The organism is Candidatus Spyradosoma sp. SGI.093 (assembly GCF_050314555.1).
GTDB lineage: Bacteria > Verrucomicrobiota > Verrucomicrobiia > Opitutales > UBA953 > Spyradosoma.
This window is the reverse complement of record NZ_JBNPNH010000002.1, coordinates 89,478-101,971: the sequence shown is the minus strand read 5'-3', so window position 1 is coordinate 101,971 and position 12,494 is coordinate 89,478. Positions and strand designations below refer to the sequence as shown.

The following is a 12,494-nucleotide window of genomic DNA, read 5'->3' as shown; positions in this document are numbered from 1 at the left end:
TTCCCGCGGGGACGGGCTGAGAAGGATTTCTGCAAAAGCGCGTCGTTCCGGAAGAGAATAAAGCCGCCCGCGAAGTCGGCATTTCGCGGCTTCGCGGGCGGCTTGAAAAATGGCGGAGAGAGAGGGATTCGAACCCCCGGAACCTTTCGGCTCAACGGTTTTCAAGACCGCCGCAATCGACCGCTCTGCCATCTCTCCGTGAAAACGGTTTTACAAGCAAAGAAAATCCGCGTCCGCCTGGCAAGGAAATTTCCGGAGGCGCGCGCCGCGCGTTCCGAGCGCGTTCCCGCGTTTTTTGTTTGTCGCGGCGGCGGGGAAGGCGTAGATTTTCAGAATCCGCCTGTGCGGAGATTCAACCCAAGCTTTTAAATTATGAAAACCGTATTCGTTTCCCGTGAGAAGCGCGAAGAAGAAACGCGCGTGGCTCTCATTCCGCAGGACGTCTCGATTCTGACGCGCCTCGGTTTCGAAATCGTTGTCGAGAAAGGGCTCGGCAAGAAGTCCGGCTTCGCTGACGAAGCCTACGTCAAGGCGGGCGCGACGCTCGCGGACGATCCCGCGAAGGCGCTCGCCGAGGCGGACATCGTCGTGCGCGTGCTCAAGCCCGAGAACGCGAAGGGCATGAAGCCCGGCGCGCTGCACCTGAGCTTCCTCGATCCGTTCAACGAGAAGGAGCTGCTCAACGAGTTCGCGGCGGCCGACCTCAACGCCGTCTCGCTCGAAATGATCCCGCGCACGACGCTCGCCCAGAAGATGGACGTGCAGAGCTCGCAGACTTCGCTCGCGGGCTACTACGCCGTGATGCTCGCGGCGACGAAGCTCCCGAAGATTTTCCCGATGATGATGACGCCCGCGGGAACGATTTCCCCGGCGCGCGTGTTCATCATCGGCGTCGGCGTCGCGGGCCTGCAGGCGATCGCGACGGCGAAGCGCCTCGGCGCGCGCGTCGAGGCGTTCGACACGCGCCCGGTCGTCGAGGAACAGGTGAAGTCGCTCGGCGCGAAGTTCGTCAAGATCGACCTCGGCGAAATGGGCCAGACGGCGCAGGGCTACGCGAAGGAGCTCACGCCGGAGCAGCTCGAACTTCAGAAAAAGGGCCAGGCGAAGGTCTGCGCGCAGAGCGACGTCGTCATCACGACGGCGAAGGTCTTCGGCCGCAAGGCGCCGCGCCTGCTCACGAAAGACATGATCGCGGGCATGAAGCCGGGCAGCGTCATCGTGGACATGGCGGTCTCGACGGGCGGGAACGTCGAAGGTTCCGACCCGACGAAGGACGTCGTGACGGAAAACGGCGTGCTCATCATCGGCGGGGACAACCTCGAGCGCCGCGTTCCCGCGGACGCCTCGAAGATGTTCTCCGGCAACATTTCGGCGTTCCTGCAGCACTTCTGGGACGCGGAAAACAAGACGCTGAAGATCGACCTCGAAGAGCCGATCATGAAGGGCTGCCTGCTCACGCACGGCGGCGCGATCGTCCACGAAAGGTTCAAATAAAAAAGATGAGGGCTTAGAGCTGAGAGGCGAGAGGCGTTTGACAAAAGGGCGGAAATCTTTTTTCGCGAAGCGAAACGCAAACGTCTCTAAGCTCTCGCCTCTCGTCTCTCCTCCCGCTTCGTATTTCAACAATCAAAACTCAAAAGAAAAATCACCATGGAAATGATAATGTTGTTTTTCGTTTTCGTGATGGCCGCGTTCCTCGGGTTCGAGCTCATCGCGAAAGTGCCGTCGCAGCTGCACACGCCGCTGATGTCGGGCACGAATGCCATCTCGGGCATCACGATCGTCGGCGCTCTCGCCGTCTGCGCGATTCAGGCGACGGGAACGCTCGGCATGATTCTCGCGTTCCTCGCGATCGTCTTCGCCACGATCAACGTGGTCGGCGGCTATCTCGTGACGGACCGCATGCTCGGCATGTTCAAGAAGAAAGGAAAATAATCCGATGAATACCCTGATTTTGGCCCAGGCGGCCGCGGAATCCGCTCCCGCCGTTCCCGCGACGGTGATCAACCTCGCTTACATCGTGGCGTGCGTGCTGTTCATTTTCGGCATCAAGCGCCTCGGAAAGACCGAAACCGCGCGCAGCGGCAACGCGATTTCCTCCCTCGGCATGCTCATCGCCGTCGTCGCCGTCTTCCTCGACGCGGACGTGATGAAGTCCTGGACGACCGACTGGATTCAGAACGGCTACCTGTGGTGCTTCGGCGGCATCGCCGTCGGCGCGCTCGTCGGCGCGGTCTGGGCGAAGAAGGTCAAGATGACCGGCATGCCCGAACTCGTCGCGCTCTTCAACGGCTTCGGCGGTCTGGCTTCGCTGCTCGTCGCGTGGTCGGAATTCGCCAAGCTCGAAAACGGCGCTCCCGCCGTGCACGACGTCGCGGCGAATCCCGTCAGCGAAGTCTCGCTTTACCTGACGATCCTCATCGGCGCGATCACGTTCACGGGCTCGCTGCTCGCGTGGGGCAAGCTCTCCGAAAAGATTTCCGGGCGTCCGGTGCTCTTCGCGGGGCAGCAGGTCGTCAACGCGCTGATCGTGCTCGTCGCGCTCGCGGCGATGGTCGTCTATCTGTTCCCGGGACTCGTCTCCGCGGGCGACGCGGCGACGGTTCAGACGGTCGCGCTCTACGCGGGCATCGCGGTCTCGCTGCTGATGGGCATCACGATCGTGCTCCCGATCGGCGGCGGCGACATGCCGGTCGTCATCTCGCTTTTGAACAGCTTGTCCGGCTTGGCGGCGGCGATGGCGGGCTTCGTCATCAACAACAACGTGCTCGTGGTCGCGGGCTGCTTGGTCGGCGCGTCGGGCGTGATCCTCACGGTCATCATGTGCAAGGCGATGAACCGCTCGATCGGCAACCTGCTGTTCAGCGGCTTCGGCGCGGCGGATTCCGGCTCGTCGAAGAAGGCGGGAACGGGCGCCGAACCGAAGGCGGTCTCCGTCGAGGACGCGTATCTCGTGCTCGAGGCGGCGCGCTCGGTCGTGTTCATTCCCGGCTACGGCATGGCGGTCGCCCAGGCGCAGCACGTCGTGAAGGAACTCGCGGCGAAGCTCGAAGACAACGGCGCGGAAGTCTCCTTTGCGATTCACCCGGTGGCGGGCCGCATGCCCGGCCACATGAACGTGCTCCTCGCGGAAGCGGATGTGCCCTACGAACAGCTCAAGACGATGGACGAAATCAACCCGATGATGCCGATGCAGGACGTCGCGATCGTCATCGGCGCGAACGACGTCGTGAACCCGGCGGCCTCCTCCGACAAGTCTTCGCCGATCTACGGCATGCCGATCATCAAGGCGAACGAAGCGCGCACGGTCTTCGTGCTCAAGCGCGGCAAGGGCAAGGGCTTCTCGGGCATCGAGAACGAGCTCTTCACGCTCCCGAACACGCGCATGATCTACGGCGACGCGAAGGCGACGATCTCCTCGCTCGTCTCCGAGTTCGGCAAGGAGTGAGGAAAAGCTTAAAGGTTAAAGATTAAAGCTTAAAGAAAAGCGTTCCCGCGGAAAATTCGCGGGAACGCTTTTTTTGCGGGAAGAAATTCGGCAGACGCTTCAGAAATTCCCGCCGTCGGAAATGCCGCAGAGTCGGCGGTACGTCGCCAGCGCGAAGGAATCCGTCATGCCGGAAATGTAGTCGACCGCCTCGCGCACGCGCCCTTCCGGCGTTCCCGTCTCGTCGCGGAATCTGAAGACCGAGGCGATTTTCTCGCCCTTCGCGCTTCCGGGATTTTCCGCCCAGTCCAGAAAGAAATCCGCCAACGCCTGCATGACCTGAAAGCCCATCAGTTCGACCGAGCCGACGACGCGGGCGCGGTAGATCTCCGCGAGCGAAAACGCGCGCAGCGCCGCCATTTCCTCGCTCAGACGGCTCGCCTCGAAGAGGCTTTTCTCGAACGTTCCCGCGAGAATCGCGCCCTCGTTCGCGTCGAACGCCTCCGTCGCTGCGCGAATGCCGCCGCCGATCGCCGTCGCGCGCATGAAGTTCACGGCGCCGTGCAGATCGCGCCGCGCCTCCATTTCGCGCAGCCGCGTCTCGACGCGTTCCCGCCGAGCCGCGTCCTCGTGCTTCCAGAATGCGCTCAGAAAGTGCCGCGCGTCGTCGTAGGAGACGATTTTCGCGTTGAAGGAATCTTCCATGTCCGCGACGAGGTAGCAGAGGTCGTCCGCCGCCTCGACGAGAAACGCCAGCGGGTGCCGCGCGAAGGCGAGGCGCGTTCCCGCGTCGCCGCGCGGAATCAGCCCGCACGCGTCGCGGACGAAGCGCGCGACGTCCGCCTCCGTGTCCGCGACGCTGAATTTCTTGCATTCCAGACGGTTCGCGGGAACGATTTCGCGGTTTTTCGCCGCGAGCCAAAAACTTTCCGTGCACGGGTATTTCATGAACGCGCCGAGCGTTCCCGCCGTCGGCTGCAGCCCGTGCCCGTCGATCGAATCGCCGCCGATCTTCGTCAGCAGGCGCAGCCCCTGCGCGTTGCCTTCGAAGCGCACCGCGCGCCCGCGCCGCTTGAACGCCTCCTCGATCGCCTTTTCGCCCGCGTGCCCGAAGGGCGGATTGCCGACGTCGTGCGCGAGACACGCCGACGCGACCGCCGCCCCGACGCGCGCGCCGAGCGAGCCCGCCGCCGGCGTTCCCGCGAATTCCTCCGCGCCCGCGAGCCGGTCGCCCAGCGCCTCGCCGAGCGAGCGCCCGACGTAGGAGACTTCGAGACTGTGCGTCAGCCGCGTGCGCACGTAGTCGTTGCGCCCGAGCGGGAAGACCTGCGTTTTGTCCTGCAGGCGCCGAAACGCCGACGAATAAAGCACGCGCCCGTAGTCGCGCTCGAAGGGATTGCGCGAATCGCCGGCGGTCGGCGGCGTTCCCGCGCCGCGCGCCCGCGCCGAGGCCGGTCCGCCCGTCCACCGCGCCGAAGAAAGCAGGCGCGTCCACTGCATGTTTTCCTGAGACATCGCAAAAATCAAAAGCCGGTGAGTTGATGAAGGCGCCGCGCTCACAGAACGTCGATGACGACGAGCTCCGAGTCGCTGCCGACGCGGTACGGAATGTGCCAGAGCCCGAGTCCCGACGTGACGTAGCCGAGCGTTCCCGCCTCGCGCCACGCGCCGCTGACGTGCGGGTTGAAGAAGCCCACGAGCCACGTCGCCGGCCAGAGCTGCCCCGCGTGCGTGTGCCCGCAGAACACGAAGTCCGCGCCCGCGGCGGCGGCTTCGGGCGCGCCTTTCGGCTGGTGGTCGATCACGAACGCGGGAACGCCCTCGGGGCGCGCGGCGAGCAGCGACGCGACGGGCGCGCGGGAACGGTTCGTCGCGTCGTCGCGCCCGACGAAGAGCAGCCGCGGCGCGCCGGTCTCGTCCGCGACGAGCGCGCGCGAATCGCGCAGCAGGCGGATTTCCGCGCGGCGGATGAAGGCGCGTTCCCGCGGCAGGTCGCCGAAATATTCGTGATTGCCGAGCGTCGCGAAGACGCCGAGCGGGGCGTCGATTCCGCGCAGCGCCTCGTCGAGCCGCGCCGCCTCCACGGGCGCGACGTCGCCGTCGATCAAGTCGCCCGCGACGACGACCGCGTCGGGCTTCTGCGCGTTGACGAGCGCGACGAACCTTTCCGTGCGCTCGCGCCCGACGCGCGAGCCGAGGTGCCAGTCCGCCGTCGCGACGACGCGCAGCGCGCCGGGCGCCTTCGGCGTTCCCGCGGCCTGTTCGACGAAGGTCTTTTCCTGCGGATTCCACGCGAAACTGCGCACGCGCGGGCGCTCGAACTTCCGGAAGCCGAGGACGCAGACCGCCGCGACGAGCGCGACGCCCGTTCCCGCGAACGCCCATCTGAAGCGCGCGAGCCGCGGAAAAATCTTCGCCGCGAGCATTCCCGCCGCCGCCCACAGCGCGAGATAAATCACGGGAACGACCGCGAACGCGAGAAACTCCCACGCGAAGCCGAACACGCCGCCGCCGTGCGCCCGCATCAGAAAACCGACGAACGCGAGCGCGAACAGAAACAGCGCGCCGAGCGTGAGCGCGGTCGCCGCCGCGCGGAGCTTCGCGTGCGCGGCGAAGAGCCGACGCGCCGCGTACGCGAGGAAAAGGTTCAGCCCGAGAATCGCTCCCGGCAGGGCGATGAAGAAAATCCACATGTCTTTCGTCCGATTCAATCATTTCGCGCCCCGCCGCGGCGAAAAGCGCGGGCGGGCAGGGCGATTCGCGCCGCGCGTCAGCGCTCCGCCGCCGACGGCGTTTCCGCCTTTTCCGTCCAAAGGAAGGAGCGCCGCAGCACGAGCGTCTCGCCGTCGGGAGAGACGACGCTCAGCTTCCACGCCGCGGGGCGTTTGCGGGAAAGGTGTTTGCCCCAGGTTTTGCCCGTGAGCCCGAGACGCAGTTCGCGCTGCGGCGCCGCGCGGAATTCCGGCAGCGTCCAGCGCTGCGTCCGCACGACCGCGCGCTCCGGATGCAGGTAGGCGAGCTCCGCGACGCTTCCCTCGGGAACGACCGTGCCGCTTTCGAGATTCACGATGAGGTAGAGCCCGTCGCGCACGCTCGGATCCGAGCGCACGACGACGTCGCTTCCCGTGCTTTCCTCGTCCGTGAAGAATTCGGAAATGCGCTTGAAGTCCTGTTCCGTCTTCCAGTGGAACGAGGCGTATTCGACGCCGAAGGCGCTCCCTTCCGCGCGATAAGGCGGCGTCGGCGGCTGTCTGCAGGCGGCGAGGTTCACGAGCGCTGCGCCGAGAGCGAACGCTCCCGCCGCGCGGAGGATATTTTTGAACGAAGGAAACACGGCGTTTCATCCTTTGCGCGTTCCCGCGCGCAGTCAAACAGAAAACGGCGCGGGAACGCGGAGTTTTCGGCGCTTCCGCGCGTTGTTCAGACCGCCGCGCCGTAGTCGCGCGCGCCGAAGAGCGCGGTGCCGACGCGCACCATCGTGGAGCCCGCGGCGACGGCGGGCGCGAGGTCGTGAGACATGCCCATCGAAAGCTCCGGGAGCTTCGCGCCGAACTCGCCCTCGAGCCGGTCGCGCCATTCCCGCAGCGTGTCGAAGCAGCGGCGCGCGGTTTCGAGCGAATCGTCGTCTATGGGCGCGACGCACATCAGCCCGTCGAGCCGCAGACGCGTTCCCGCGAGCGCGGCCTCGGCGAGCGCGCGCAGCGCGTCGAAGTCCGTCGTGCCGAATTTCGCGGGATCGCTCCCCGCGTTCGCCTGCAGCAGAATCGGCAGGCGTTCCCGCCCGATTTCGCCGCAGATGCGGTCGAGCTTCCGCGCGAGCGCGATGGAATCGACGCTCTGCACTCTGTCGAAATGCTCCGCGGCGTGGCGCGCCTTGTTGCTCTGCAGGTGCCCGATGAGCTCCCAGCGCAGTAGCGGCGTCGGCGTTCCCGCGGGAACGCCCGCGGCGAACTCCTTTTTCTTCGTCTCCGCCTCCTGCACGCGGTTTTCGCCGACGGCGGCGAACCCGGCGCGCGCGGCGTAGAGCGGGGCGGCGACGGGGTGGTTCTTCGTCACCGGGAGAATCGTCACCTCCGCGGGATTGCGTCCGCACGCGGCGCAGGCCTCGGCGACGCGTTCCCGCACGCGCGCGCAGTTTTCGGAAAACTCTTCGAAGGAAATCATGCCGGGATTATCCGCGGAAAGCCTCCGGAACGCACGGAAATTTTTCAGACGCGAAGACGCGAAGCTCTGCCGGAACCGCGAATGAGCGCGAATTCCTGCGAATTTCACGGGAGGGCAACCGCCCCCGCGGGAACGCTCGCTCTCCGCTGAAAATTCGCGGTCATTCGCGGAAATTCGCGGTTCCCCCGAAAAAATCCGCGCCGCCCCCGCGCGAACCGCGCCGAATTTTTTTTCGCGGACGAAAAATTTTCGCGTGATTTTTCGCGCGGGCCCGCGAATGTATCCGTATGCGCCATTCCGATGCCACAGTCTCCGCGATGTTCCCGCGCTCCGAACGCGCGCGTCGTGCCGGGCTTCCCGCCCCCGCCGCGAATCGTTTTCCGCGTTCCCGCTTGACAAACCTTAAAGTTGTGGCACAATGGGGCGCACTCAAACGCATGATTACCGAAAACGAAATGTCCCCCGAAACCACAATCGTCGAACTCGACCTCACTCCCGAAGAACTGGCGGAGCTTCAGCGCCTCGCCGAAGGTCGAAAACTTCCCCTCGAGGATCTTGTCGCCTCCGCCGTCAAGAAATACCTCGCCTCCGATCCGAAACCGCCCAGTGACGAGCAAGCCGGCTCACAGAACAAATCTTGAAAAATCAAAATTTTCCTCACGCTACATAAACCCTTAATTCAAAAGATTCATGAACCCGATATTCACGCTTCAAGTCGGCGAATACTTCGTCGCCGAAGAATTACGCAAACGCCTGAAGAACGTTTCCGTCTTTGTGCCGGCGTCGCCTCAGGAAAAAGGAATAGATCTTTTGCTGTGTTCCTTCGACGCGAAAGGCTCCGCCAAACCGCTGACCGTGCAGGTCAAGCAATCTCGTGCCTACGAGCTGGAGGATGGATGGTATGATCTTTTCTTCAATGCTTTTCCCGTAAGTGAACGGGCCGACTGGTTCATCTTGGTCGGCGTCTATCCCGCGAAGAAGGACGCTTCGAAAAAAGACAACTTGCACAATCTTGAATGGAAAAAGATTTTTCTGGCTTTCAAAAATTCGAAGATGAAGGAATTCATCAGCGGACTGCGTCAGAGAAAGGTGTCGGACAAGCAGGAAAAACATTTCGGTTTCAAGTTCCGCGTTTCGAAGAAGGGCGAAGTGCAGATTTTTCATACTCGGGGCGCCGTGGAAGAAAGAAAAATCGACGAACATCTCTTGGCGAATCAAATCAAGATTTTGGCGGAGGATTTGAACGTCGCGCTCAAGCGCTGAGGACTCCCATTGAATTTTTTAACCCTAATCTTATAAAAATCATGAAGAAAAATCCGATATTCGATAAGAAATGTCTTTCGGCGATGCTCCTTTTGGGCGCCGCCGCCATGCCGTACACGACGCGCAGTGCGGTTGTGTTTCTCGCCGGGCGCTTCCTGCCTTCCGTTTTTTGAATTCAACGAACTCAACGAAAATCTTAACAAAAAAAATCACCATGCCTCCCAAATACATTACGCACAACTGGAGCACGATTCTCGGCGCGCTCGCCTTCGTGGTCCTCTTCATCGTCCTTTGCTTTTTCTGGACGCCGCTCTGCGCAATTCTCGCGTTGCTGCTGTTGCGCACGTTCTACATCGCGGACCTCGGCGTCTTCGTCGATCCCGCGAACGACCGTATCTCTTTCGCGGGTTCCGAAGCGACGCTGAAGCCCCGCGACCTGCTCGCGCCTTTCAAGCGCAAGGAAATCCGCCTTTCGCAGGTGACTTCCGTCAAGACCGAAAAACGCGGCGCCGCGTATCTGAACCGTGCGAACGCCGTCTGCCTTTCCGGAGCTTTCGGCGAAGCCAAGATCTTCTGCGATTCCGAGACCGCCGCGAAGGCCCTCGCCGCCGCCGTCGAATCCGAGATAAAAAAATAATCGTCAAAACAAATTTCTGACATTGGAACAATATTAATCATGACTACTGAAAATCAAAACTACGCGGGAACGACCTCCGCTCTCGCTCAAAAAACCGGCATCAAACCGCTCGCGAAAATCATCGCCGGCGTCTGCGCGGGCATCGTGGCTCTCGCAGCGTTCTCTTCGATATTCGGAGATTCAAAGGGGATTACGATATTGAAAAACAGCGTGATGCCTGATCTTGATCCGACGATAACTTTAGGCGAGGCGGTTGAGCGTTTTTGTAAAGCTCATACGGAGCAGGGTAACAATTATTTTGAGGATCCGAAAGAATTCATTGAGAAAGCAGACAAGAGTCTATACAGGTATGGTGGACCTTTCAATACATTTGAAACAACATGTGGAGAAGAGGGACGTATGGAGAGCGCCTGTGTTTTTCACGCTTTTGTCAAAACAAGAAAGGCTATTTGGGACGATGCTGGAGAAACTTCTACGGGCGTTCGAAATGTGTCCGTCAAATTTGTCGATGAAGGTGAAGTATGGATTGATGCGCAACACTTTTCTGACAGTGCAAGAAAAAAGTTGGCGACGCAGGCTGCTTTTTATCTTCCTCCTGTCGATGAGGAGAAAGTGCTGAGGGAATTATATGAAGAACAGAGGGATGATTGGCGTTCTGCATATGATTATATGCCCGGTTATATAGAGTGGAGTAAAATGGATTCTCGTGGATTTTCTGCGTCGAATGCTACGGCCGTTTATTATTTAGCGTATCTTTTATCGGAGAGAAGTGAGAAGCCTGTGGGCACCGAAGATATGACGGCGTTTCTGAAAGCTGCTGTGAAAGACGATGAGGCAAAAATGAAAGAAATCCTCGAGAAAGTATGGGATAAGTCTTCGACGGAGAAAGAGCGGGTCGATGGGATTTCGTGGTTAAAAAATGGAAATCGCTATCATGAAGGTCTCTTAAAACGCTTTAATAAGAGCGATTTTAAGGTCGATTTCGACAAGGTTATCACTTCTGAAGATATTCAAGAGCTTTGTGATATTTTCTCGATCCGGCATAAGGAAATGAAAGAAGAGCGGGATAAAAATCTCGAAGAACGTCTTAAAAAGTTGAAAGAAGAAAATATTTCTCGTGTTCCTTATTTCAGAGTGAAAGGACGGAGAGAATGGAGTACCATAAACTTCCATGTCTATCCGGACGGTCGCGTTTCAACCGAGGAGACGGATAAACTCAAGACGGTTTACGGGAAATAAAGATAATACATATTTTACTTTCATAAGTAAACAAGAGGGGTAGATCTCGTTTTAGAAGAAAAAGAGATCTTCAAGTGAAAAAGGCGGGAGAAGTTCAGACGCTTTCTCCCGCCTCTTCCACACGATTCTGCAATATTTTAAGATATTTATTATGACTGAAGAAGAAGCGGAGGCGCTCGGCGCCATGATAGGAATCGCCCTGCTGTGCATCGGCGGGCTGATCGTTTTTCTTTTGCCGACGCTGATCGCGTTCGGGCGCGGGCACCACTACAAGTGGATCATCTTCGTGGTGAACGTGTTCGGCTCGACGCTTTTCGGCGTGGGTTGGATCGCGGCGTTCATCTGGTCGGTGTGGCCGCGGGCGACGGGCGTGGCGGACGTGGTGCTGAACGATCCGACGACGAACTCTCCCGACGCGAACCGTCGGATTTACGGGCGCTACGGCGAGAACGTGCGCGCCGCGACGGAGAGCGCGGGCGGGAGCGTTTCCGCCAAGCGGTTTTGTCCGCACTGCGGCGCTCCAGTGAGCGGCGGGGCGTTCTGCGCGAAGTGCGGCGGCAGGCTTTGAACATCTGAAAGAAAGGAATTTTTTTATGTTTTGCACGCATTGCGGGAACGCGCTTCCCGACGAAGCCAAATTTTGTCTGAGCTGCGGGAAAGCCGTGACGCCGCCCGCGGGCGGGAACGCGCCCGAAGCCGGCGAAACGGCGGAAAACGCCACCGCGGGAACGCCGCCGCCCGTGCCGGAAAACGCGGGAGCGCCGGAGGCGGCGACGGAAGCGGCCGCGCCTGCGGCGGAAAGCGTTTCCGCGCCCGTTTCCGCGGCGGAGTCTGCCGCCGCGCCTCAGGTCTCGGCGGAAGACGCAAGCACGAATCGGCTCATCGCGTGGCTCATCGCCTGCGTGCCGCTCATGGGCTCGCTGATCACGCTGCTGACGGGAATCGGCGCGTCGAGTTGGGGCGCGTCGGCGTTTCTGTACTGCGTGCTGAACTCGATTTTCTGCTCGATCGACGAGTCGCGCCTGAAGAAGCAGGGTTTCGACACGTCGTCGTGTTCGTGGTTTTGGGGCGCGTTGCTCGTTCCCGTCTATATCTACCGGAGGGCGCGGCTCGTCGGCGACGACAACTCGTATTTCGTCGGCTGGTTCGTGATACTCGGCGTCTCGGTGTTCGTGGACATGTGCGCGTGACGGCGGGACCGCGCGCCGTGCGGGAACATCTCCCGCAGAACCTCTGGGGGCGAAGACGTCCACGTCTTCGTCGTGGAGCGTGGGAACGCCGCGCGGCGAAAATACGTCCGCGGGAAATCGAATGCCGCACGGACGAAGGCAGGAATGCCTTCGCCCCCACGCCCCGGCGGGGCGAAACAAAGGTAACCCCATGCGCGACGCGAAGCGCGCGCTTGGGGAATGCCCCGCACGCCGCCCGCGCCTGAAAGGCGCAACTTTCGCGACGTTTTGTTTCCGCGGGGCGGTTGCGCCTTTCAGGCGCGTTTTTTTTCGAGCTCGGCCCCAAGCGGCGTCGCCGCATGGGGTTATTTTTGTTCCGCGTTTCACGCAGAGTGCAGAAGCTCCGAGAAAGCCTCGACCGAAGAAATCCCTTAAAATCCCCGCAATCCCTGTTGAAAAAAGCTTAAAGCTTAAAGAGGAGTTTGCGGAAACGAATTTTGAGGGCAAGCGAGACGCTTACCTCCTTTTTCGTGAAATTCGTGTAATTCGTGGATAAAAAATCTGCGGAAATTCGCGAGATTCGCGGGAAAAAGTT

At 60.9% G+C, this 12,494-nt stretch carries 14 protein-coding genes and 1 tRNA gene; 10 read left to right on the top strand and 5 right to left on the bottom strand.

From position 1 onward, the window contains the following. Positions 1-110: 110 nt before the first annotated feature. Positions 111-198, bottom strand: a tRNA-Ser gene (locus tag ACQREB_RS02505). 174 nt (positions 199-372) lie between these two features. Between ACQREB_RS02505 and ACQREB_RS02500 the strand changes: the two genes are divergently transcribed. The 3 genes from ACQREB_RS02500 (at position 373) to ACQREB_RS02490 (ending at position 3,448) form a co-directional block, all read left to right on the top strand. After that, positions 373-1,494: an NAD(P) transhydrogenase subunit alpha gene (locus ACQREB_RS02500; protein ID WP_427764905.1), complete on the top strand. Its 1,122-nt coding sequence runs from the start codon at positions 373-375 to the stop codon at positions 1,492-1,494. 156 nt (positions 1,495-1,650) lie between these two features. Then, entirely contained in the window at positions 1,651-1,935 is a 285-nt protein-coding gene (locus tag ACQREB_RS02495) for an NAD(P) transhydrogenase subunit alpha (RefSeq protein ID WP_427764902.1), read from the top strand. A 4-nt stretch (positions 1,936-1,939) separates the two neighbouring features. Then, positions 1,940-3,448 carry an NAD(P)(+) transhydrogenase (Re/Si-specific) subunit beta gene (locus tag ACQREB_RS02490; RefSeq protein ID WP_427764899.1) on the top strand — a complete coding sequence of 503 codons (1,509 nt, stop codon included), beginning with the start codon at positions 1,940-1,942 and terminating at the stop codon, positions 3,446-3,448. 99 nt (positions 3,449-3,547) lie between these two features. Here ACQREB_RS02490 and dgt read toward each other — a convergent pair whose 3' ends face one another. The 4 genes from dgt to ACQREB_RS02470 all read right to left on the bottom strand — a co-directional run bounded on the left by dgt (position 3,548) and on the right by ACQREB_RS02470 (position 7,591). After that, a complete protein-coding gene (dgt, locus tag ACQREB_RS02485; protein WP_427764896.1) occupies positions 3,548-4,942 on the bottom strand; it encodes a dGTP triphosphohydrolase in 1,395 nt (464 codons plus the stop codon). A gap of 41 nt (positions 4,943-4,983) precedes the next feature. Beyond that, on the bottom strand, positions 4,984-6,120 hold the full coding sequence (locus tag ACQREB_RS02480; RefSeq protein WP_427764893.1) for a metallophosphoesterase: 1,137 nt from the start codon (positions 6,118-6,120) through the stop codon (positions 4,984-4,986). Positions 6,121-6,197: 77 nt separating this feature from the next. Beyond that, positions 6,198-6,761: a hypothetical protein gene (locus tag ACQREB_RS02475; protein ID WP_427764891.1), complete on the bottom strand. Its 564-nt coding sequence runs from the start codon at positions 6,759-6,761 to the stop codon at positions 6,198-6,200. Between the two features lie 86 nt (positions 6,762-6,847). After that, a complete protein-coding gene (locus ACQREB_RS02470; RefSeq protein WP_427764890.1) occupies positions 6,848-7,591 on the bottom strand; it encodes a YggS family pyridoxal phosphate-dependent enzyme in 744 nt (247 codons plus the stop codon). Between the two features lie 287 nt (positions 7,592-7,878). Between ACQREB_RS02470 and ACQREB_RS02465 the strand changes: the two genes are divergently transcribed. From ACQREB_RS02465 to ACQREB_RS02435, 7 genes are all read left to right on the top strand, one after another. Beyond that, a complete protein-coding gene (locus tag ACQREB_RS02465; protein ID WP_427764887.1) occupies positions 7,879-8,232 on the top strand; it encodes a hypothetical protein in 354 nt (117 codons plus the stop codon). Positions 8,233-8,281: 49 nt separating this feature from the next. Beyond that, positions 8,282-8,854: a hypothetical protein gene (locus ACQREB_RS02460; protein WP_427764885.1), complete on the top strand. Its 573-nt coding sequence runs from the start codon at positions 8,282-8,284 to the stop codon at positions 8,852-8,854. Positions 8,855-8,895: 41 nt separating this feature from the next. After that, entirely contained in the window at positions 8,896-9,027 is a 132-nt protein-coding gene (locus ACQREB_RS02455; RefSeq protein ID WP_427764884.1) for a hypothetical protein, read from the top strand. A gap of 41 nt (positions 9,028-9,068) precedes the next feature. Next, positions 9,069-9,491 (top strand): hypothetical protein, encoded by a 423-nt coding sequence (locus ACQREB_RS02450; RefSeq protein WP_427764881.1) that lies wholly within the window; start codon positions 9,069-9,071, stop codon positions 9,489-9,491. 39 nt (positions 9,492-9,530) lie between these two features. Next, a complete protein-coding gene (locus ACQREB_RS02445; RefSeq protein ID WP_427764880.1) occupies positions 9,531-10,730 on the top strand; it encodes a hypothetical protein in 1,200 nt (399 codons plus the stop codon). A gap of 151 nt (positions 10,731-10,881) precedes the next feature. Continuing rightward, positions 10,882-11,298 carry a superinfection immunity protein gene (locus ACQREB_RS02440; RefSeq protein ID WP_427764877.1) on the top strand — a complete coding sequence of 139 codons (417 nt, stop codon included), beginning with the start codon at positions 10,882-10,884 and terminating at the stop codon, positions 11,296-11,298. A 25-nt stretch (positions 11,299-11,323) separates the two neighbouring features. Then, the gene (locus tag ACQREB_RS02435) at positions 11,324-11,920 is read left to right on the top strand and encodes a zinc ribbon domain-containing protein (protein WP_427764874.1); all 597 of its coding nucleotides are present in this window, start codon (positions 11,324-11,326) and stop codon (positions 11,918-11,920) included. Positions 11,921-12,494: the final 574 nt, after the last annotated feature.